Origin of the sequence: Mycobacterium terramassiliense, from assembly GCF_900157385.1 — a bacterium.
Lineage (GTDB): Bacteria > Actinomycetota > Actinomycetes > Mycobacteriales > Mycobacteriaceae > Mycobacterium > Mycobacterium terramassiliense.
In genome coordinates, this window is record NZ_LT717697.1 from 51728 (window position 1) to 73155 (window position 21428).

The 21428-nt window shown below is 68.3% G+C and carries 21 protein-coding genes and 2 pseudogenes; 16 read left to right on the top strand and 7 right to left on the bottom strand.

Features of this window, described 5'->3' with window-relative positions:
• Positions 1-283: 283 nt before the first annotated feature.
• A pseudogene (locus tag MTAB308_RS00260) lies at positions 284-610 on the top strand (NAD(P)H-dependent amine dehydrogenase family protein); the annotation flags it as partial.
• 169 nt (positions 611-779) lie between these two features.
• Here MTAB308_RS00260 and MTAB308_RS00265 read toward each other — a convergent pair.
• Positions 780-1382, bottom strand: a complete 603-nt coding sequence (locus tag MTAB308_RS00265) for a TetR/AcrR family transcriptional regulator (RefSeq protein ID WP_077096765.1) — start codon at positions 1380-1382, stop codon at positions 780-782.
• A 210-nt stretch (positions 1383-1592) separates the two neighbouring features.
• Here MTAB308_RS00265 and MTAB308_RS00270 point away from each other — a divergent pair, with 210 nt between their 5' ends.
• From MTAB308_RS00270 to MTAB308_RS00280, 3 genes are all read left to right on the top strand, one after another.
• Positions 1593-2381 (top strand): SDR family NAD(P)-dependent oxidoreductase, encoded by a 789-nt coding sequence (locus MTAB308_RS00270; protein WP_066913148.1) that lies wholly within the window; start codon positions 1593-1595, stop codon positions 2379-2381.
• Positions 2382-2446: 65 nt separating this feature from the next.
• Positions 2447-3529 (top strand): NAD(P)H-dependent amine dehydrogenase family protein, encoded by a 1083-nt coding sequence (locus tag MTAB308_RS00275; protein ID WP_077096767.1) that lies wholly within the window; start codon positions 2447-2449, stop codon positions 3527-3529.
• Positions 3530-4330, top strand: a complete 801-nt coding sequence (locus tag MTAB308_RS00280) for a mycofactocin-coupled SDR family oxidoreductase (RefSeq protein ID WP_077096769.1) — start codon at positions 3530-3532, stop codon at positions 4328-4330.
• A 15-nt stretch (positions 4331-4345) separates the two neighbouring features.
• Here the strand turns inward: MTAB308_RS00280 and MTAB308_RS00285 are convergent, their stop codons facing one another.
• A complete protein-coding gene (locus MTAB308_RS00285; protein WP_077096771.1) occupies positions 4346-4975 on the bottom strand; it encodes a TetR/AcrR family transcriptional regulator in 630 nt (209 codons plus the stop codon).
• Between the two features lie 92 nt (positions 4976-5067).
• On the opposite strand from MTAB308_RS00285, the gene MTAB308_RS29510 reads away from it, so the two are divergent.
• Positions 5068-6300: a cytochrome P450 gene (locus MTAB308_RS29510; RefSeq protein ID WP_077096773.1), complete on the top strand. Its 1233-nt coding sequence runs from the start codon at positions 5068-5070 to the stop codon at positions 6298-6300.
• Positions 6297-7262, top strand: coding sequence for an SDR family NAD(P)-dependent oxidoreductase (locus tag MTAB308_RS00295; RefSeq protein ID WP_245831160.1), 966 nt, complete (start codon positions 6297-6299; stop codon positions 7260-7262). Before MTAB308_RS29510 ends, MTAB308_RS00295 begins: the two co-directional genes overlap by 4 nt.
• A 3-nt stretch (positions 7263-7265) precedes the next feature.
• Here MTAB308_RS00295 and MTAB308_RS00300 read toward each other — a convergent pair whose 3' ends face one another.
• A complete protein-coding gene (locus MTAB308_RS00300; RefSeq protein WP_077096777.1) occupies positions 7266-8063 on the bottom strand; it encodes a hypothetical protein in 798 nt (265 codons plus the stop codon).
• A 120-nt stretch (positions 8064-8183) separates the two neighbouring features.
• Positions 8184-8873, bottom strand: a complete 690-nt coding sequence (locus tag MTAB308_RS00305; RefSeq protein ID WP_077096779.1) for a hypothetical protein — start codon at positions 8871-8873, stop codon at positions 8184-8186.
• 79 nt (positions 8874-8952) lie between these two features.
• Between MTAB308_RS00305 and MTAB308_RS00310 the strand changes: the two are divergent.
• From MTAB308_RS00310 to MTAB308_RS00320, 3 genes and pseudogenes are all read left to right on the top strand, one after another.
• Positions 8953-10418, top strand: a pseudogene (locus MTAB308_RS00310) (carboxylesterase/lipase family protein).
• A gap of 18 nt (positions 10419-10436) precedes the next feature.
• Positions 10437-12434: a DUF7064 domain-containing protein gene (locus MTAB308_RS00315; RefSeq protein WP_077096781.1), complete on the top strand. Its 1998-nt coding sequence runs from the start codon at positions 10437-10439 to the stop codon at positions 12432-12434.
• Entirely contained in the window at positions 12410-12928 is a 519-nt protein-coding gene (locus tag MTAB308_RS00320; RefSeq protein ID WP_077096783.1) for a gluconokinase, read from the top strand. Before MTAB308_RS00315 ends, MTAB308_RS00320 begins: the two co-directional genes overlap by 25 nt.
• An 18-nt stretch (positions 12929-12946) precedes the next feature.
• Here MTAB308_RS00320 and MTAB308_RS00325 read toward each other — a convergent pair whose 3' ends face one another.
• Entirely contained in the window at positions 12947-13942 is a 996-nt protein-coding gene (locus MTAB308_RS00325; protein WP_077096785.1) for a DoxX family protein, read from the bottom strand.
• Between the two features lie 97 nt (positions 13943-14039).
• Here MTAB308_RS00325 and pncA point away from each other — a divergent pair, with 97 nt between their 5' ends.
• A complete protein-coding gene (pncA, locus tag MTAB308_RS00330; protein WP_077096787.1) occupies positions 14040-14600 on the top strand; it encodes a pyrazinamidase PncA in 561 nt (186 codons plus the stop codon).
• Positions 14600-15397, top strand: a complete 798-nt coding sequence (locus tag MTAB308_RS00335) for a ketosteroid isomerase family protein (protein ID WP_077096789.1) — start codon at positions 14600-14602, stop codon at positions 15395-15397. Before pncA ends, MTAB308_RS00335 begins: the two co-directional genes overlap by 1 nt.
• Positions 15398-15402: 5 nt before the next feature.
• Here the strand turns inward: MTAB308_RS00335 and MTAB308_RS00340 are convergent, their stop codons facing one another.
• On the bottom strand, positions 15403-15753 hold the full coding sequence (locus tag MTAB308_RS00340; protein WP_077096791.1) for a DoxX family protein: 351 nt from the start codon (positions 15751-15753) through the stop codon (positions 15403-15405).
• Positions 15754-15920: 167 nt separating this feature from the next.
• On the opposite strand from MTAB308_RS00340, the gene MTAB308_RS00345 reads away from it, so the two are divergent.
• From MTAB308_RS00345 to MTAB308_RS00365, 5 genes are read left to right on the top strand one after another with little or no spacing between them, the layout of a single operon-like run.
• Positions 15921-16925 (top strand): sigma-70 family RNA polymerase sigma factor, encoded by a 1005-nt coding sequence (locus MTAB308_RS00345; RefSeq protein WP_077096793.1) that lies wholly within the window; start codon positions 15921-15923, stop codon positions 16923-16925.
• Positions 16915-18237 (top strand): ABC transporter substrate-binding protein, encoded by a 1323-nt coding sequence (locus MTAB308_RS00350; RefSeq protein ID WP_077096795.1) that lies wholly within the window; start codon positions 16915-16917, stop codon positions 18235-18237. Before MTAB308_RS00345 ends, MTAB308_RS00350 begins: the two co-directional genes overlap by 11 nt.
• A gap of 11 nt (positions 18238-18248) precedes the next feature.
• A complete protein-coding gene (locus MTAB308_RS00355; RefSeq protein WP_108637157.1) occupies positions 18249-19169 on the top strand; it encodes a carbohydrate ABC transporter permease in 921 nt (306 codons plus the stop codon).
• The gene (locus tag MTAB308_RS00360; protein WP_077096799.1) at positions 19156-19998 is read left to right on the top strand and encodes a carbohydrate ABC transporter permease; all 843 of its coding nucleotides are present in this window, start codon (positions 19156-19158) and stop codon (positions 19996-19998) included. The genes MTAB308_RS00355 and MTAB308_RS00360 overlap by 14 nt, the downstream gene beginning before the upstream one ends.
• 2 nt (positions 19999-20000) lie before the next feature.
• Positions 20001-21071, top strand: a complete 1071-nt coding sequence (locus MTAB308_RS00365) for an ABC transporter ATP-binding protein (protein WP_077096801.1) — start codon at positions 20001-20003, stop codon at positions 21069-21071.
• Between the two features lie 30 nt (positions 21072-21101).
• Here MTAB308_RS00365 and MTAB308_RS00370 read toward each other — a convergent pair whose 3' ends face one another.
• On the bottom strand, positions 21102-21389 hold the full coding sequence (locus MTAB308_RS00370) for a DUF3349 domain-containing protein (RefSeq protein WP_077096803.1): 288 nt from the start codon (positions 21387-21389) through the stop codon (positions 21102-21104).
• Positions 21390-21428 lie beyond the last annotated feature (39 nt).

Genomic DNA, 21428 nt, shown 5'->3' on the forward strand with positions numbered 1-21428 from the left:
CTATAACAGGCTGACTATAGTCAGCAGAAGTCATTTCGAGTCGCTGGCCGGCCACAGTGGCATCCCGTGGCTCTCGCTATCGCATAGGGCTATTAGCTGGTACTGCGACAGTTCCCGTAGATGGCGCTGCAATTTCCACTGACGAAAGTCAGCTCTGTATCGTTGACAGGCCGTTCGGGGCACGCCTACGCTCAGCGAGCGCTCACCCGTTGCGGCCTGGTGTGCGGCCGGCTGGGAACCGTCCGTTGGTCATCGCGCACTCGGTGCACGCAAAGGAGGAGCAATGACGCTCGAGTCGCCGGCCGACAAGAAATACCGCGTGATCCAGTGGGGCATGGGCAATGTCGGGACGGTGGCGCTCCGTCACTTCGCGCACAACCCCGCCTTCGAGGTGGTCGGCGTGCTCTGTAACCGTCCGGAGAAGGTGGGCAAGGACGCCGGGGAGCTCGTGGGAACCCGGCCGATCGGGGTGCTCGCCACCACCGACAACGCCGAGATCGAAGCGCTGGATGCGGACTGCGTGTTCTACGCGCCGCTCTGGTCGGATCCCGACGAAGTCTGCCGCCTGTTGCGCTCGGGCAAGAACGTCGTCGCCTCGGGTGGCGCCTGGGCCGATCCACAGGGAAATTACCCCAAGCCCGGCTACACCTGGACCGCTATGGGCCCGGCGAATACGGTTCCGGCCGTATGCGAGGCCGCGCCGGGCTTTTTGACCCACAAAGAGCTTGGTTTGGTGCCGTTGCGCGGTGTGGTGCGCTAGTGGTGTAAGGCGTTGCAGGTCAGGGCTTTAGGCCGCGCAATGTCCTTGCGACGTAGTCTTCGAGCAGGGCGTGGCCAGTCGGCCAGTGGTTGGTGGTGATCAACAGGGCGTAGAGACCCAAGAGGAAGAACACCGCACTGTTCATGGGATTGGCCTGTGAATCCGCCTCGCCGCGTTCTTGGGCAAGCGCGATTTCCTGGGCGACCAAAACGATCAAGGGGTGATCCCTGCCGTCTTCGGTCTGCGGACGGGTTTGGGAGAAGTGCAGCGCGAGAAAGTCATTGAAGAGCAGATCGCCCAGTCGGCGTTCCAATCCGACGACCAGCCGGACCGCCTCGTTCAACGCCGAAGCAAGGTCGTGCTTGGACTTCATCAGGAATTGGGCGTACTGCTTGGCTATGCGTTCCTCTTCGCGGTGCTCTAGCTCCAGCAGCACATGCTCCTTGGTGGGGAAGTGGAAGAAGAAGGTGCCGTGGGCGACTCCTGCCGCCGACACGATGGCGCTGACGTCGGCCTCGGCCATCCCGGCTCGGGTGAACTCCGCGATCGCGGCGCCCATCAAACGCTCTCTCGTCTGCAGACGCTTGGCTTCTCGCGCAGACAGCCGATCCGTCACAGCCATTTCTTACCTCACGATTGACCTGACTCATGCAAGAGTTCCGAGGCTAACCAGACCATTATGCCGCCTCCGCGTCAGAAAGGCTTGCACAACTTGATCATTCTAAGACCGCACCGTCCGTCAGGGATTCCCATCCGGCATATTCATTGACTTTAGTCAGCAGCGTTCCTAGATTGAACGCGCACTCATTGCGCACGATCGAAGGAGCCCGCCATGGCGTTGGAGCAGTTCCGCCTGGATGGACAGGTGGCCATCGTCACGGGGGCCGGGAAGGGTGTCGGGGCCGGCATTGCCCGGGTCTTGGCGGAGGCCGGGGCCACGATTGTGGGCACCGCACGTACCGAGGCGGATATCGTTGGCACGATTGACGGTATCGAGGCCGCGGGCGGCAAGGGCGTCGCGATCGTTGCCGACGCGATGAGTCGTCCGGACTCAGAACGCGTCGTGGACACGGCCATGGAGCGCCTCGGCCGCATCGATATTCTCGTCAACAATGTCGGTGGGTCGACCTACGCGCGGTTCCTGGACATCACCGACGAAGATTTCCGGCACACGTTCGACTGGTGTGTGACCTCCGCCTTCATCATGAGTCAGCTGGTGGCGCCGCACATGCTCAGTGCCGGACACGGGTCCATCATCAACATCTCCTCGGGCTCTGCGCGTTTTGGCATCCGGGCGCTGACCGCCTATTGCGTGGCGAAGGGCGGTCTCGAAGCGCTGACCCGCGCCATGGCGCAGGAACTCGCCCCCAAGATTCGCGTCAACGCGATCGCCCTGGGTTCGTTCGCCACCGACGGTCTGCGGGGCAGCCTGGATCTGATGCCCGGGTCACTGGAGAAGATGCAGGAGGCCACACCCCTGCATCGGCTGGGCGACGTCGAGGACCTCGGGCGGCTCGCGGTGTACCTGTGCACCCGCGACTGCTACGCGACCAACGCGACCTTCCACGTCGACGGCGGCATCGACTCGAACAATTCGCCGCTGCCGATACCCGACTACTGACCCGGTGCCGCGACCGTACGCGTCATGATGGGACATCACCCGCCGCTGGAAGGACGAGGGTAACCGTGCGCAGAGTCATTCAGTTCTCCACCGGAAACGTCGGCCGGCATTCGTTGCGGGCCATCATCGGCAGGCCGGACCTCGAACTGGTCGGGGTGCACGCCGCCAGCGCCGCGAAGATCGGCCGGGACGCCGCCGAACTCTGCGGGCTGGACCAGCCGACCGGCATTATCGCCACGGACGACATGGACGCCCTCGTGGCCCTCGGCGCGGACTGCGTGGTTTACACATCCCAAGGGGAAACCCGGCCGATGGAGGCCATCGAGCAGATGGCCACGTTCCTCGCGGCCGGCACCAATGTCGTGGGTACCTCGATGGTCTGGCTGGTCACACCCCGCCATGCCGACGACTGGCTGCGGGAGCCCCTGGAGCGCGCCTGCGCGGCCGGCGACACCTCGCTCTACGTCAACGGCATCGACCCCGGTTTCTCCGGCGACACGCTGGTGCACTCGGCGGCCAGTCTGACCACGCGGGTCGATTCGATCACCGTGCAGGAGATTTTCGACTACGGAAACTACGACGACGCCGAGTTCACCGGCGCTGCAATGGGATTCGGAACGGCAGCCGACGACGACTCGCCGATGATGTTCTTGCCCGGCGTGATCGTGGCGATGTGGGGAGGCCAGGTCCGCAGCCTGGCGGACCATCTGGACATCAAGCTCGACGAAGTGCGCCAGCGCATCGAACGCTGGTTCACCCCCGAGCGCATCGACTGCACCATGATGACGGTGCAGCCCGGACAGATGGCCGCGGTGCGGTTCGCCACTGAGGGTGTCCGTGACGGCACGCCGGTGATCACTCTCGAGCACGTCACCAGGCTCACCCAGGCGGCGGCGCCGGATTGGGAATTCCCGCCGGAGGGCCACACCGGCGTGCACCGTGTGGTCGTGGAGGGTGAACCGCGGGTGGAAATCAACACCCATGTTTCGCACCCTGTCTTCGATTCGACCGATGCCGGCTGCATCTCGACGGCGGGCCGGGCCGTCAATGCGATCGACTGGGTGTGCCGCGCGCCGCAGGGACTGATCGGCGTGGAGGAGATCCCGCTCTCCGCGACGATGCGCGGCCTGATGTGGAACGAGCGGTAGGTGCGCGTCGCGGGCAAGCGCATCCTGATCACCGGCGCCGCCCGCGGCATGGGACGCAGCCATGCGCTGCGACTCGCCGAGGAAGGCGCGGACCTCGTCCTGGTCGACATCTGCCAGTCCCTGCCGCAGATCGAGTATCCCCTCGCCACCGAAGACGACCTGGCCGAAACGGCAAGGATGGTCGAAGATTTCGGCCGCCGCTGCGTGAGTCGCATCGTCGATGTCCGCGACGAGGCGCAATTGCGCTCCGCGGTCGATGACGGCGCCGGCGAGCTTGGGGGTCTCGACGGGGCGGTCGCCAACGCCGGTGTGCTCACGGTGGCGCCCTGGGACAGGACAACCGCCGATCAGTGGCGCACGGTGGTCGACGTCAATCTCATCGGCGTGTGGAACACCTGCGCGGCCGCGATACCGCACCTGCTCGACCAGGGTGGCGGCAGCCTGGTCACCGTCAGCTCGGCCGGCGCCATCAAAGGCTTTCCGCTGCAGACGCCCTACACCTCGGCGAAGTACGGCGTCGTCGGCTTGACGCTGGCCTTGGCGAATGAATTGGCGGCACAGAACGTGCGCGTCAACACCGTGCTGCCCACCGGGGTACTCACCGGGATGGTGCCGCCGTCGTTCGGGCCCCTGTTGGGTGAGCAACGGTCCGACCTGATCCCGATCTTCGTCAACGCGATGCCCACCCCGGCCGTGGAGCCGGCCGACGTCAGCAGCGCCGTGCTGTTCCTGCTCTCCGATGAGTCCCGATACGTGACGGGGTTGCAGTTCAAGGTCGACGCCGGGGTCACCATCAACTGAACCGCTCGCCCGGCCCTACAGCGGCCAGCTATCGGGCCCGACCTCATAACGCAGCGGCGCGGCCGGCGGCAACGGCTGCCGCTCGTTGACCGCCACCGCATCGACGACAAGGGCGACATAGCGTCTCCAGCCGTCGCAGTCCGTATCCATCGTCGCCAGCACGCTGAAAAGCATCGCGATCAGGCGCGGTAGGTCCTCGGTGACCAGGTCGGCGCGGATGCTGCCGGCTCGCTGGCCTTCGCGGGCAAGCTCGTCGAGCGCCTCGTTGAGCGAAACCGAGATATCGGATGTGAGTGACCCGGCCCGGCGTGCCGCGGTCAGCAGGCTGTGTTCGCGGGCGCCCAGCGAGATTGCCGCTTCGATCAGTTGGGTGAGGCCGCGCAGTGGGTCCTCGGCGCGCCGGGCCTTGTCGATTACCGGAGTGAGGTCCTCGGCGATGCTCTGATCGAGGGCCGCCCGGACCAGGTCGGCCTTGGTGGGAAACCTGCGGTAGAGCGTTCGCTCACCCACCCCCGCACGGCGCGCGACGGCCTCCACCGGTGCGTCGGGCCCGAATTCGGCATAGACGTCCCGCGCCGCGCGCAATATGCGCTCGACATTGCGTACTGCGTCCGCCCGCAATGGCCGGTCTTCAACGCCGGACATGTGGACAGCCTAACCGACAGTTGACTGCCACCAGGCCGGGCTTTAGGCTCTACAACTGGCAGTCGTCTGACACTTAATGGGAAACGCGGCTTATGGCAACAACTTCCACATCTCTCGGAACAGCCGAACCCTGCCCCGATGCCGATCTTCCGGTGCTGCCCGTCCCGCGGCCGGGGCAATGCCCGCTCGCGCCCCCGTCCGAGTTCGCGCAGTGGCGAGAACAACCCGGCCTGCAAAGGGCCATGTTCCAGGGCAACCCGGTCTGGGTGGTCAGCCGCTACCACGACATCAGGGCGGCGTTGGTCGATCCGCGCTTGTCCGCGAAGACCATTCCGGACTCCATCATGCCGACGGACGCCGACAACAAGGTCCCGGTGATGTTCGCGCGGACCGACGATCCCGAGCATCACCGGTTGCGGCGCATGATGACCGCCAACTTCACGTTTCGGCGTTGCGAATCGATGCGGCACCACATCCAGGAGATGGTCGATCACTATCTCGGCCAGATGGTCGACAACGGTGCGCCGGCCGATTTGGTGCGCGAATTCGCCTTGCCGGTGCCGTCAATGGTGATCGCGCTGCTGCTGGGGGTCCCGCCCGAAGACCTCGAGCTCTTCCAACGCAACACGACGAAGGGGCTCGACCAGAAGTCCACCGACGCAGAAAAGGGGCAGGCGTTCGGGGCCATGTACGCCTACATCGAGGAGTTGGTGGAGCGCAAGCTGCGCGAACCCGGCGACGACTTGATCAGCCGCCTGGTCACAGACTATGTGGCTACCGGCCAACTCGACCATGCCACTACGGCCATGAACTGCGTGATCATGATGCAGGCGGGACATGAAACGACCGCCAACATGATCTCGCTGGGAACCGTTGCGCTGCTGGAACATCCCGAGGTGTTCGAACGACTCGGGCAAACCGACGACCCCGCCGTGATCGCGAACATCGTCGAAGAGCTCATGCGCTACCTCAGCATCGTGCACAGTCAGGTCGATCGCGTGGCAACCGAAGATCTGCTGATCGGTGGTCAGCTGATTCGGGCGGGGGAGTTCGTCATGATGAACCTGCCCGCCGGAAACTGGGACCCCGAATTCGTCGACAACCCGGAATCCTTCGAGTGCGGCCGAAACCCCCGCGGGCACTTGGGTTTCGGATACGGCGTGCATCAATGCATCGGAGCGAACCTGGCTCGCGTCGAAATGCAGGTCGCGTTCGCCACGCTGGCGCGCCGGCTACCCGGGCTGAAGTTGGCCGTGGCGCCCGGGGAACTGAGGTTCAAAGACGCCAACATCTACGGCATGAAAGAGTTGCCGGTCAGTTGGTGAGCAAAGACCTGCGGTTCGACGACCAGGTCGCCGTGATCACCGGCGCCGGTGGCGGTTTGGGCAGGCAGTACGCGCTGCTGCTGGCGGCGCGGGGCGCGCGCGTCGTCGTCAACGACGTCGGGGGTTCGGTGACCGGCGACGGCTCCGACGCTGCGGCGGCGAGCGCCGTCGTCGACGAGATCCGTCGCGCCGGCGGCCAGGCCGTCGCCGACAGTCACAGCGTGACGAATCCCGCCGGTGGACAGGCCATCGTCGACACCGCCCTGAGCGCCTGGGGGCGGCTGGACATCGTCATCAACAACGCCGGGATCGTCGGCGACGCACCGTTCGAGGACATGACCGCCGAACGGCTCGAACCCCTCATCGATGTGCACCTGAGGGGCGCGTTCTACGTGACGCGGCCCGCCTGGTCGGTGATGCGGGAGCGCGGCTACGGCCGGATCCTCAACACCTGCTCGGCGGCGGGAATCCTTGGCGCCGAACGCATGAGCAACTACGGGGCGGCCAAGACGGGGCTGATCGGCTTCACCCGGGTGCTGGCCGCCGAAGGGGCCGCCCACGACATCAAGGTCAACGCCATCGCCCCGATCGCATACACGCGGATGCTCGAGCAATCCCTGAAGAGCGCCGGGCAGCCCGGTGAGGCGGCGGCGCAGGCGGTGCTGGATGACCTTGTCGGCCAATACCTTGCGCAACTCGACCCGTCGCTCGTCGCTCCGGTCGCGGCCTTCCTGACCCACCGGGACTGTCCGGTCTCGGGCGAGATCTACACCGCCGGCGCGGGACACGTCGCACGGTTCTTCATCGGCAGGACAACGGGTTTCTACAGTCCCGGGCTGTCCGTCGAGGACGTGCGCGATCACCTCGAGGAGATTCGCGACGAAGCCGGCTACACCGTTCCGCGCGGGCCCGCCGACGAAATGAGCGAGCTGTTCGCCGCCGTCGCCACCCGGCCCGGCTGACGGTCAGCTCTGCCTGCGGAAGGCGCGCCAGATCAGGAAGCCGACGCCCACCGCGGCGCCCAACACCGCGGCGGCCAGGATCGTCTGCAGCGCGTCGATCGCGATCCAGCTGGGCTCGTACGAGCCGGTGGCGCCGACGCATTCGAAGCTCACGCTGGTCCCCGACTGGCCGGGTTTGTAGCTGTAGTTGGTGGTGTCGTACGCCAGCTGGTATCCGCTGTCGCACACGAAGGGGCTCGTCCACATCGCGCTCGCCGGCATCGTCGCGGTCAACGACGCGGCGGCCCCGATGCACAGGCCCAGGGCCCCGATGATCGCCCCGATGCGATCCGGCCACCCGCGCATGCCCCACGGCCGGCGGCGGCCCTGCGCGACTTGGCGCTTCGAGCCGACCTGGTGCGGGAAGCCGGGTGGCTGTCGGATGCCGGCGAGCGTGCCGTAGTCCGCGGTGGCGCCCTGCCCGGAATACACGACCGAATGCCCCACCTTGAACGTCGCCTTGCCGTGCTTGAAGATGTTGTCGATCTGTTCTGGCGACAGGCCCGCCTGGGCAGCGGCCTGCATGAAAGCCTCTCGGTGCTGCGCCATCTCGGGGGCGGACGGCCCTCCGGGCCCCACCGGTCCGCCGGTGCGCAGGCCCTCCCACAACGACTGCGCGTACTGGCGTGCGCGGTCGTCGGGATCGTGCCCCGCGGCCGCCTTGGCTTCGGCCAGTTGACGTTCCAGCTCGGCGATGCGTTTCTGCTCGGCGAGCTGACGTTCCAGGTCGGCGATGCGCTTTTCGGGATCGTCGGCGTCCATCGGCAAATCGTCGCACGCACACACCACGGGTGCGGCAAATTCAGCGCCGCCAGCGTCGGGTTGTTGCGCCAAATCTTCGTGATTTCACGCAACAAGTCGTCGTTGGGCCAGGGATCCCGCTCAGCAGCGAAACGCCGCGCCGACACCGTCCGGTGGCGGCGCCGACTTCAGGCAACCGAACGGCTGGATGCCGGCGGTCGCGAACCGCACCGCCGACTGGTGGGCGTAGTTCACGCAGAGCAGCCCGGATTGGTCGGCGCGGCACCGGTAGTCGCCGAACGACAACGAATCCCCGCCCGCCAGCTCGGGTCCATTGCCGTTGAGGAACGGACCCGGATCGGCGCGCGCCGACCCGACCTGCAGGTTCGTTCCGTCGAAGTCGACCCAGCCGCCCTTCCAGTCGCCGTAGGCGGTGTCGGGGCGCGGCGGGGGATTGGTCAGGCTCACCAGGCAGGCCAGCGCACCGCCGGTGTGCTTGACATCGGTCATGCAGGAAACTTTGCCGCCCTGGGCGGTCAGGGCGATGTCGTTGCCGAGCGGAGTGGTGGCGCCCTCCCGCGTCGCGCTGTGATAGCCGCTCGGGTCGGCGGGGTGACCTGCCTCGATCCAGGCGACGACGTCGGAGATCGCGGCGCCCGAGGCCGGCGCACCGGCCGGTGCCGGCGGTTTGCTGCCCGACGGCGCGGTGGTCGTCGGGGCGGCGCCTGCCGAGCTCTCTGGGGTGGTTTGTGGCCGTCCCGCGTTGTCGCCGGCCGGGTGAGAGCATCCGGCGACCAGCAACGTGACTGCGACCAGCGCGGCGATCCGCATCCCGCCAGGCTAACCGCCACGCCCGGGGTTCGGCCGCTGCCCGCGCGATACGGGCACACTGTCAGCTACCGTCACTGGTATGCATGAGCGCACCATCCGCGCCCGTACGACCGCCGGCACCGTCGAAGGCTTCACCCGCGATGGCGTAAACCGCTGGCGATCCATCCCCCGCAGCCCGCGCCGCCGTGGTCGGGTGTGCGGCACTGCCACGGCTTCACCAGCTGCGCGCCCCAGCAACGCCGCTACACGCTGCTCGGCGTCGGGCGCTACCAGCCCATGAGCGAGGACTGCCTCACCCTCAACGTCGTCACGCCGGAAGTCCCCTCCGACAAGCCGTTACCGGTGATGGTCTTCGTCCACGGCGGCGGCTACATCCTGGGCAGCTCGGCCACGCCGCTGTACGACGGGGCGGCGCTGGCGCGCCGCGGCTGTGTGTACGTGTCGGTCAACTACCGACTGGGCGCCCTGGGATGCCTGGACCTGTCGTCGCTGTCGACCCCCGAGATCACCATCGACAGCAACCTCTACCTACGAGACCTGGTGCTGGCGCTGCAGTGGGTCCGCGATAACATCGCCGAATTCGGCGGGGACCCGGCCAAGGTCACCATCTTCGGGGAGAGTGCGGGCGCGCACATCACCGCCACCCTGCTGGCGGTGCCCGCGGCCGAAGGCCTGTTCGCCCAGGCCATTTCGGAAAGCCCGGCCTCGGGCATGGTGCGGTCGCGGGAAACGGCGGCCGAGTTCGCGACGCGCTTCGCCCGCCTGCTCGGCGCCCGCCGGCAGGACGCGGCCACCGCGTTGCTGCGCGCGTCCGCGGCGCAGTTTGTCGAGACCCAGCACCGGCTGATCGACCAGGGCATGGAGAACAGGCTCGGCGCCTTCCCGATCGGCCCGGTTTTCGGCGACGACGTGCTGCCCGTGGACCCGGTCGAGGCGATGCGGACCGGCCGCGCGCATCGGGTGCCGCTGATCGTGGGCACCAACGCCGAAGAGGGCCGCCTGTTCACCCGCTTCCTGCGCATGCTGCCGACGAACGAGTCGATGATCGAAGAGCTGCTGGCCGACACGGAACCCGCTGCCCGCGAACGCATCACCGCCGCGTACCCCGACTACCCGGCACCGTCGGCCTGCATCCAGCTCGGCGGCGACTTCGCGTTCAGCTCGGCGGCCTGGCAGATCGCCGAGGCCCACGGCCGGCACGCGCCGACGTATCTGTACCGGTACGACTACGCCCCGCGGACGCTGCGCTGGTCGGGCCTGGGCGCCACGCATGCCACCGAGCTGCTGGCGGTCTTCGACGTCTATCGCACCCGGTTCGGTGCGCTGCTGACCGCGGCCGCGGATCGACGCGCGGCGCTGCGGGTCAGCAACCACGTGCAGCGGCGGTGGCGGTCCTTCAGCCGCACCGGGTCGCCGGGTGACGACTGGCCGGCCTACACCCCGGACGACCGCGCCGTCATGGTGTTCGACCACAAGAGCCGGATCGAGTTCGATCCGCACCCCCATCGCCGGATGGCGTGGGACGGCTTCTCACTGGCGCGTTGAACTGGCACGCTGTCCGTCATGCATGCCGACACTGAGCAAGTCATCGAACGACCCGGCGACCTCACGGCCGCCTGGTTGGCCGCCGCGATCGGCACGGGGCCCCTGGCCGACTTCGCCGTGGACCGCATCGGCACCGGCCAGATGAGCGAGTGCTACCGCGTCCGGCTCACCTACGCCGACGCCGACCCCGGGGGGCCCGAGTCGGTGGTGCTGAAGGTCGCGGCGTCCGACCCGGTGAGCCGGCAGACGGGGTCGGCGCTGGGGCTCTACGAACGCGAGGTCCGCTTCTACGGCGACGTCGCGCCACGCCTGGGCGGGCCGATCGCGCCCTGCTATCACGCCGCTGTCGACACCGCGACGGGCGCGTTCGACCTGTTGCTCGGCGACGCGGGACCCGCCGTTGTCGGCGACGAAATCGCCGGTGCGACAAGCGAACAGGCCCGCCTCGGCGTAGTCGAGTTGGGGCGGCTGCACGGCCCGCTGCTCGGCGACGCGTCGCTGGCCGACGCGCCGTGGCTCAACCGCGACTCGCCGCTCAACCAGGCGATGATCGCCCCGTTGTACGCCGGCTTCATCGAGCGCTACGGCGAGGAGATCGCGCCCGAGCACCGCGTCGTGTGCGAACGCCTGGTGGCCGCGTTCGACGGCTACCTCGCGCAGGAGTCTGTGGAGGACCGGATCCGGGGCCTGGTGCACGGCGACTACCGGCTGGACAACATGTTGTTCGGCACCGCCGGGGCCGACCGCCCGCTGACCGTCGTCGATTGGCAGACCGTGTCCTGGGGGCCGGCGCTGACGGACCTGGCGTACTTCCTCGGCTGCGCGCTGCGTACGCAGGACCGCCGGGAGCGCTATGACGAATTGCTGCACGCCTACCACGAGGCGCTGGGGCCGGCGGCGCCGATCAGCCTCGCCGACGTCGCCGAAGGGGTCCGGCGCCAAAGCTTTTTCGGCGTGATGATGGCGATCGTCTCGTCGATGCTGGTGGAGCGCACCGACCGTGGCGACCGGATGTTCATGACGATGCTGGAACGCAACTGCGACCACGTGCTCGACACCGACGCGCTGGCGACGCTGCCCGACGCGGCAACGGCGGAGCCGCTGCGGCCGGCGGAGGAGGACGAACTCGCCCACAGCCCGACCGCGGAACCGCTGTGGAGCGAAAGCTGGTATGCCGACTTCGCCGATGCGGCACAGGGATTGGGCGGCTGGTTCCGCATCGGCCTGATCGCCAACCGGCGCACGGCTTTGGTGCACGCGCTGCTATGCGGGCCCGGCCTGCCGACCGTCGCCGTCGATGCCGAAGTGCCGCTGCCGGAGGACCCGTGGCTGTTGCGCACCGACGAACTCGAGGTCGGCCACGGTGCCGCCGCGCCGCTGGAGGCCTACCGCGTCGACGTGCGGGCGCGGGCCCAGGCGTACCCCGACCCGTCGGCGTTGCTGCGCGGCGAGCCGGGAACCCCGGTCGAGATGACGATGAATCTGGTGTGGGCCACCGACGGCACCCCGTACCAGTATCGCGTCACGACGCGCTACGAAATCCCGTGCACCGTCACGGGAACCGTCACGGTCGACGACAAGAGCTACCGCGTCGACGCGGTGCCCGGGCAGCGCGACCACTCCTGGGGGGTGCGCGACTGGTGGAGCATGGACTGGATCTGGAGCGCGCTGCACCTCGACGACGGCACCCACCTGCACGGCGTGAACATCCGCATCCCGGGCGCGCCGGCGTTCAGCATCGGCTACACCCAGGACGCCGGCGGAAACATCGTTGAGCTGGATACCGTCGCCTCCCGGGAAGCCTTCGGCGACAACGGATTACCGCTGAAAGCGACGCTCGACCTCAACCCGGGCGGCATCACCGCGGACATCGAGGTGCGTGGCCAGGCGCCGGTGCGCCTGGTCGCCGCCGACGGGCGGGTGAGCCAGTTTCCGCGCGCGTGGGTCAGCGTCAGCACGGCGGACGGCCGCGCCGGCGTGGGTTGGGTGGAATGGAACCGCAACCTACGAAAGTAGCCGCCGGCTCGCCCGTCGTGGTGATGGGTGTCTCGGGATCGGGCAAGTCGACGGTGGGCGCGGCGTTGGCGCGGCGGCTGAACGTGCCCTTCGTGGACGCCGACACCCTGCACCCGCCCGCCAACATCGCCAAGATGACCGCCGGTGAACCGCTGAACGACGACGATCGCTATCCCTGGCTGGAAACCGTCGGCGCCTGGCTGGGCGACCATCGCGGCGGCGGGGTGGTGAGTTGCTCGGCGCTCAAGCGCAAATACCGCGACCGGCTGCGGGCGCACTGCCCGCGGGTGCAGTTCTTGCACCTGCGCGGTTCACCGGAACTCATCGGCGGCAGGCTGGCCGCCAGGCCCGGCCATTTCATGCCGGCTGGCCTGCTGCGGTCGCAATTCGACGCGTTGGAACCCCTCGGACCCGACGAGGCCGGTATCACCGCGGATGCCGGCCAGGCCGTCGACGCCATCGTCGACGCCTTCGTGGTGCGGGCCGGGCCGTAGCGCGCTCGATCGCGGCGACTACCAGGGGCGGCGGCGCCGACGGGTGGGGACCCCGTCGGCGACCCGTTCGCGGGCCGCGTCGGCCAGTTGACTGCCGCGCGCGGCCGCCGTGTTGGCGAACTCGCTGCCCCGCAGCCGCGCGATCTCGGCAAGTTCCGCCCCGCGGTCTAGGGCCGTGTCGGCCAACTCCTCGCCGCGTTTGCGTGCCTTCTTGGCCAGCGGCGCGCCCTTTTCCGCCGCCGTGCTGGCCAGTTCCTCGCCGCGTTTGCGTGCCTTCTTGGCCAGGGGGGCGCCCCGCTCCGCGGCGGTGCTGGCCAGCTCGCGGCCGCGTTCGAGGGCGGCCTCTGCGTAGGGCGCGCCCCGTTCGGCGGCGGTGCTGGCCAGTTCGCGGCCGCGTTCGAGGGCGGCCTCTGCGTAGGGCGCGCCCCGTTCGGCGGCGGTGCTGGCCAGTTCGCGGCCGCGTTCGGCGCCGACCTGCAGGCCGTGCACGATCCGCTCGCCGAGCTCGTCGAACGTGTCCGACCCGTCAGAGGAACCGGGCAGCGCCGAGGAAACCCGTTCGGAGAGCCGTTCGGCCGCCTGGCGTCCGCGCCAGCCCAGCGACGGCTTGCCGGCCGTGTCGGCGGACGCGATCATCAGCCCGCCCAGCAGGCTCAGGTCGGTCAGGAAGTCTTTGCGCTTCTGGGCCTTGAGCGCCGGGTCGCTTTCGCTCCAGAACATGTGGGCGCCGAGGTTGGCCGGCAGCACCGTGAAGGCGAGTGCCGCCGAGGCGATCCGCGGCGCTTTGCCGGTGGCAAGCAGCAGTCCGCCGCCGATCTGAACGGCGGCGTTGATTTGAGCGAACGTCTGGGGGTCGCTGGGAATGGCGCTGCCGACGGGGTCCGGCAGGGCGCGAAGGCCGTCGACCGCCGGCGCCGCGGCCTCGGCCGCGGGCTTGGGATTGAGGAGTGAGTCGATGCCCTGGCCGATGAACACCGCCGACAGCAGGGGCCTCGCGATTCTGCGGATCAACATGGCAGCTGGATTACCCGGCGGACCGGCAAACAAACCGTGCCGCGCGGCGGCCCGGGTGAACGCCCAGCTCGCGGGCCGCCGGGGCTAGGGTGGACCCGTGCGAGCGTTGGTCATCGTCGACGTGCAGAACGACTTCTGCGAGGGCGGCTCCGTGCCGGTTCGCGGCGGCGCGCGCGTGGCCTCCGCCATCAACGACTACCTGGCCGCCGAGCCCGGTTACGACCATGTCGTGGCGACTGCGGACTGCCACGTCGACCCGGGCGATCACTTCTCCGAACGCCCCGATTTTTCGTCGTCGTGGCCGCCGCACTGCGTGGCGGGCAGCGCCGGCGCGGATTTTCATCCCGCCCTCGACATCGCCCCGATCGAGGCCGTCTTTCGCAAGGGCGCCTCCGCCGCGGCCTATAGCGGCTTCGAGGGCGTCGACGAAACCGGCACCCCGCTGCTCGAGTGGTTGCGGCGGCGCGGGGTCGACCAGGTCGACGTCGTCGGGATCGCCACGGACCATTGCGTCCGCCAGACCGCCGAGGACGCGGCCCGGGCCGGCCTGACCACGAGGGTGCTGGTGGACCTGACGGCGGCGGTGGCGGCGGACTCCGGCGCGGCAGCGTTGGAGGAGATGAGAACCGCCGGCGTCGAGCTCGTGGGTGGGCGCTGATGGTGGCGGTGGGCCGCGAGCAGCTGCTCGCCGCGGTGGAGCGCTCACCGCAGGCCGCCGCCGCGCACGACCGCGCCGGGTGGGTCGGGCTGTTCACCGCCGACGGGCGCATCGAAGACCCGGTGGGATCCCGGCCGCACCGGGGGCACGCCCAGATCGGCCGGTTCTACGACACCTTCATCGGTCCGCGCGGCATCACGTTTCATCGCGACCTCGACATCGTGTTCGGCACAACCGTTCTGCGCGACCTCGAGCTCGAGGTGTCGATGGGCCCGGCGGTGACGATGTACATCCCCGCACTGCTGCGCTACGACCTCCGAGAAGCCAACGGCGACTGGAAGATTGGCATATTGCGCGCCTATTGGGAGTTGCCGGCGATGATGCTGCAGTTCCTGCGGACCGGCCCGCATGCGGCGGCACCCGCCCTGCAGTTGTCCCGTGGCCTGTTGGCCAACCAGGGATTGCGGGGAACCGCCGGCTTCCTGGCCGGTTTCCGGCGGGCCGGTGCGCGGCACAAGAGGCGGGCGGAGGCATTCCTCGGCGCCGTCTCGCGGAAAGACAAGTCAGCGGCCGTGGCTGCGTTAGCGCCCGGTGCCCCAATAACTTTGGGTGACGACGACCCGCTCGACCTCGGCGAGCTCGTCGAGCAACTCGACGGGTCCAACTGGACCAAGGTGATCGGCGCCGGTCCCACGGTCGCGGTCTCGGTCAACTCGGCCCACGGCCGCGGGATCGTGTTCGTCGATGCCGCGTCGCCGGGCAACGCGATCGACCGGATCCGGTACTTTCCGGCCTGACGAGCTCAGCGCGCGATCATCAGGGCCAGCGTTGCCGCGGACAGGCACAGGTAGGCGCCGGGAAACGCGATGTTGTAAAGGACGTGGGCCCGCAGGTGCGTGATCACCGCGCCGACGAAGAACAGGACCAGCCCGACGGCGGCCGCGATGCCCAGCGCCTTCGCGCCCAGCAGCCCGATCACCAGCCCGGCGGCCCCGGCCAGCTTCGCGGCCGCCAGTGGCGCCAACCACGACCGAGGCACCCCGACCTCGGCCGAATTCGCCAGGACGAACCCGGCGGGGATGAGGTCGGCCACGGCGATTCCGGCCGTGACGACGGCGGTTGTCAGCGTGACGAGGACATAGGCGGTATGCATGTGAGTCAATCCCTTGTCCTACAGCTGTTTCCGCAGCGGCGAGCCGAATGGCCGCGGAGCACGTCGCGGCGCACAATCGGTAGGGTCATGTCCTGGTCTCCTTTGCGACAGAGAGTTCGATGGATGCGTTCATCTCCTTGACGACTCCCGCGCAGGAAAGGTGACCCATGGGCACACCAAAGAATCTCGTCGATCTCGCGCAGCGATTCGACGCGGATCGGCGACACCTGAGGTCGGTCGCGTTTGGGCTGCTCGGGTCGGTGGCCGACGCCGACGACGCGGTGCAGTCGGCGTGGCTGAAGGCCAGCCGGCACGGAGTCGACGGCGCTGAAGGGGTGGCCAACCTCACCGGGTGGTTCACGACGATCACCGCCCATGAGGCGCTCGACCAACTCCGAGCGCGCAAGCGGCGCGCCGAGGCACCGCTCGCCGATCCCGACGAGCTCGACCGCCTCGCCGGATCCGCGGCGGCCCCCGCGGACGAGCCCGCGCTGTTGGCGGACTCGGTCAGCAACGCGCTGCTGATCGTGCTCGACCGGCTGTCACCCGCCCAGCGCGTCGCTTTCGTGCTGCACGACGTATTCGCCATGCCGTTCGAGACCATCGCCGGCCTGCTGGACCGATCGCCGGCGGCCGCCAAGAAACTCGCGAGCCGGGCGCGCGGCCGGTTGCACGCCGGTCCGGCCGTGGAACCCGATCGCGCGGGCGCGCATCTCGAGATCGTGGAAGCCTTCCTGGCCGCGTCCCAGGGCGGCGACATCGCCACCCTGCTCGAGTTGCTGGCACCCGACGTCTTGCGCCGGGTCGACCCGGCGCTGGTCGGAGCCGGAGTGCCGATAGAGCTGCGCGGCGCGCGAGACGTCGCCGAAGAGCCCCGCCACTTCACCCGGCGCGCGCGGGCCGGCGTCGTGCTGCTCATCGACGGTGTTCCGGGGGTCGTCCTCGCGCCCCGCGGCCGCGCGCAAGTCCTCCTGCGGATCGGAGTGGGAACCGACGACCGCATCCACACCATCGACATCACCGGCGATCCGGAGCGGCTGCGGCGCGCCGTACTCGCGCTGCCGTCCTGGCCGCCGCAGCAACCCCACAGCCGGGTCGGGTACCAAGGACATCGGAGACAGCCCGCTCGGCCGCCGGCTGCCGGGCAACCTCGGGAGCGCCATGCTCGATAAGCCGTTCGGGCGACGCAGCCTGCTGCGGGGCGCGGGGGCGCTCACCGCGGCGTCGCTGGCGCCGTGGGCCGCCGGCTGCGCTCCCGACGACGACGCGTTGACCTTCTTTTTCGCCGCCAATCCCGACGAGCGGGATCGCAGGTTGCGCATCGTCGAGGAATTCCAGCGCCGGCATCCCGACATCAAGGTCCGCGCGGTGTTGTCGGCGCCGGGCGTGATGCAGCAGCTTTCGACGTTCTGCGCCGGCGGCAAGTGCCCGGACGTGCTGATGGCGTGGGAGTTGACGTATGCCGAACTGGCCGACCGGGGGGTGTTGCTCGACCTCAACACCATGCTCGCGCGCGACCAGGCCTTCGCGGCGGAACTGAAATCGGACAGCATCCCCTCGCTGTACGACACCTTCGCCTTCAACGGGGGCCAGTACGCGCTCCCGGAACAGTGGTCGGGCAACTACCTGTTCTACAACAAGCGGCTTTTCGCCGAGGCCGGGCTGCCGCCGCCGCCCGGCACCTGGGAGCGGCCGTGGAGCTTCGCCGAGTTCCTGGAAACCGCCCAGGCTCTCACCAAACGCGACGGATCCGGGCGGGCCACGCAGTGGGGTTTCGTCAACCTGTGGTTCTCGTACTACTCCGCCGGGTTGTTCGCCATGAACAATGGGGTGCCGTGGTCCACCCCGCTGACCAATCCGACCCACTTCAACTTCGGTGACGACGCCTTTATCGAGGCGGTCCAGTTCTACGCCGACCTGTCCAACAAACACCGGGTGGCGCCCGACGCATCCGAGGTGCAGTCGATGTCCACGCCCGACCTATTCGCGGCGGGTAAGGCGGGGCTGGCGATGGGTGGCCACTGGCGCTACCAGACGTTCATCCGCGCCGAGGACCTCGACTTCGATGTCACCCCGTTGCCGGTGGGGCCGCGCCGGGAAGGGCAGCCCGCCCGCTCCAACATCGGGTCCACCGGCCTGGCCATCGCCGCGAGCAGTCAACGCAAGGCCCAGGCATGGGAATTCGTGAAATTCGCGGCCGGCCCCGTCGGCCAGGCGCTGACCGGTGAATCGACCCTCTTCGTGCCGGTGCTGCGCTCCGCGCTGAACTCGAGCGGCTTCGCCGAATCACACCACAGGATCGGCAACCTCGCCGTGCTGACCCAGGGCCCGGCCCATTCGGATGGGATGCCGGTCACCCCGGCGTGGGAAAAGATCGTCGCCCTGATGGACCGCGGCTTCGGACCCGTGCTGCGCGGATCCCGGCCGGCGACCTCGCTGACCGGGCTGTCGCCCGCCCTCGACGAGGTGCTGCGCAATCCATGACGTCGCTCCGTATGCGCAACAACGCCAAAGGATCCGGTCCTTTGCGGCGGCGCGCGCGGGCCGGGCGCCTTTTCGTGGCGCCGAACCTGACGGCGGTCGCGGTCTTCATGATCTTCCCGCTGGTGTTCTCGCTGTACATGAGCTTTCAGAGCTGGGACGTGTTCAGGCCGCCGAAGTTCGTGGGACTGAAGAACTTCAACGAACTGTTCACCTCCGACCCGCTGTTTCTCATCGCCATCCGCAACACGGTGATCTTCACGCTGGGTACGGTGGTGCCGACCATCGTCATCAGCCTCGTCGTGGCCGGGCTGCTGAACCGGAAGGTCAAGGGCATCGGGGTCTTTCGCACCATCGTCTTTTTGCCCCTGGCCATCTCATCGGTGGTGATGGCGGTGGTGTGGCAGTTCGTCTTCAACACCGACAACGGGCTGCTCAACATCATGCTCGGCTGGGTCGGCATCGGCCCGATCCCGTGGCTGGTGGACCCCAACTGGGCCATGGTGTCGCTGTGCGTCGTCAGCGTGTGGCGCAGCGTGCCGTTCGCCACCGTGATCCTGCTGGCCGCGATGCAGGGAGTGCCCGAAAGTCTCTACGAGGCCGCCAAAATCGACGGCGCGGGCGAGATCCGGCAGTTCGCGTTCATCACGGTGCCGCTGATCCGGGGCGCCATGTCGTTCGTAGTGGTCATTTCGATCATCCACGCGTTCCAGGCGTTTGACTTGGTTTACGTCCTCAACGGCGCGAACGGCGGGCCGGAAAGCGCGACCTACGTGCTGGGCATCATGCTGTTCCAGCACGCCTTCTCCTTCCTGGAATTCGGCTACGCGTCGGCGCTGGCCTGGGTGATGTTCGCGATCTTGCTCGTGTTGACCGTCGTGCAGCTGCGCCTCACCCGGCAGCGTTCCCTGGAGGTTTCCGATGGCCTCGGCTGAGCGGGCGTTCACCCGCACCGTGTTTCGTGCCGTGGTGGTCTACAGCGCCCTGCTCGCGATCGCGTGGGTCTGGCTGTTCCCGATCGCCTGGGCGGTGTCGGGTTCGCTGAAAAGGGAAGGCGAGGTGACCGAGCCCAGGCTGTTGCCCGCGCATCCGCAGTGGTCGAACTACACCGAGGTGTTCTCGCTGATGCCGTTCGGGCGGATGTTCTTCAACACGGTGCTGTACGCGGGGTGCGTCACCGCCGGACAGGTCTTCTTCTGCTCGTTGGCCGGATACGCGTTTGCGCGGCTGCGGTTTCGGGGTCGCGACACGCTCTTCGTGTTGTACCTGGGCACCCTGATGGTGCCGCTGACGGTCACGGTGATCCCGCAGTTCATCCTGATGCGCGCCCTGGGATGGGTGGACACGCCGTGGTCGATGATCGTGCCGGGTCTGTTCGGCAGCGCGTTCGGCACCTACCTGATGCGGCAGTTCTTCCGCACGCTTCCCACCGATCTCGAGGAGGCCGCGATCCTGGACGGCTGCTCGCCGTGGCAGATCTACTGGCGGATCCTGTTGCCGCACGCGCGGCCGGCGGTGCTGGTGCTCGCGGTGCTCACCTGGGTCAACGTGTGGAACGACTTCCTCTGGCCCTTGCTGATGCTCCAGCGCGACAGCCTCGCCACCCTGACGCTGGGCCTGGTACGGCTGCGGGGCGAATACGTCGCGCGCTGGCCGGTGATCATGGCGACCTCGATGCTGATCATGGTGCCGCTGGTCATCATCTACGCTGTCGCGCAGCGCTCCTTCGTGCGCGGCATCGCCGTCACCGGAATGAACGGATAGCCATGGCCTCGGTGAGTTTCGAGCGGGCGACGCGGCGCTATCCGGGCGCGGATCGCCCCGCCCTGGACGGCCTCGACCTCGAGGTCGGCGACGGCGAGTTCGTCGTTCTGGTCGGGCCGTCCGGCTGCGGCAAGACGACCTCCCTGCGGATGGTGGCCGGACTCGAAACGCTGGACTCCGGGCGCATCCGGATCGGGGAGCGCGACGTCACCAACCTCGATCCCAAGGATCGCGACGTCGCGATGGTGTTTCAGAATTACGCGCTCTACCCGCACATGACCGTGGCGCAGAATATGGGCTTCGCGCTGAAGATCGCCAAGACCCCGAAGGCACAGATCCGGGAGCAGGTGCTCGCCGCGGCGAAACTGCTTGACCTGCAGCCTTATCTGGATCGCAAACCCAAAGACCTGTCGGGCGGGCAGCGCCAGCGGGTGGCGATGGGCCGCGCGATCGTGCGCCGGCCGCGGGTGTTCCTGATGGACGAGCCGCTGTCCAATCTCGACGCCAAGTTGCGGGTGCAGACCCGCAACCAGATCGCCGCGCTGCAGCGCCGGCTGGGAACCACGACGGTTTACGTCACCCACGACCAGGTGGAGGCGATGACCATGGGCGACCGGGTCGCCGTGCTGTGCGACGGCGTGCTGCAACAGTTCGCGACGCCGCGTGAGCTCTACCGCAACCCGGACAACGTGTTCGTCGCGGGGTTCATCGGGTCGCCGGCGATGAACCTGTTCACCCTGCCGATCGTGGACTCGTCAGTGTCGCTGGGGGACTGGCCGATCGCGCTGCCGCGTGAGATGGCCGACACCGCAACCGAGGTCGTGGTGGGGGTCCGCCCCGAGCACTTCGAACTGGGTGGCCTCGGGGTGGAGATGGAGGTCGACGTGGTCGAGGAGCTCGGGGCCGACGCGTACCTCTACGGTCGAATCACCGGCTCGGGCAAGGTGATCAGTCAGCCCGTCGTCGCGCGCGCCGACGGGCGTCACCCGCCGGAAAAGGGCAGCCGGGTGCGCCTGCATCCCGCGCCTGGGCACTTGCACTTCTTCGGCACGGACGGGCGCCGAATCCCTTGATCAGTGCGGCCGCGTCAGAAGCGCCAGAACCTAGCCGCGGGCGCATCCGATCGCCTGCAGCCGACGCTGCACGCGATCGATGTCATCCTGCGAGGGCATGTCGTTGGTGACGTGGGTGATGGCCACCCCGACATCGGCGGTGCTGATCGGCGGGCACCGGCGCATGATCAGTTCTCTTGTGATGGTGGTGATCTCGTCGTTGGAGACGCGCCGACGCGACAATGCCGCCAGCGGCACATGCCCTGTGACCGGCATGCCGGTGGGGTAACCGGCGCGCACGAAGGCGACAATGCTCGACACCCAATGGGACAGGTCCATACGTCCACCTCGCTCACCGCCACACGCTGTGCATTAACG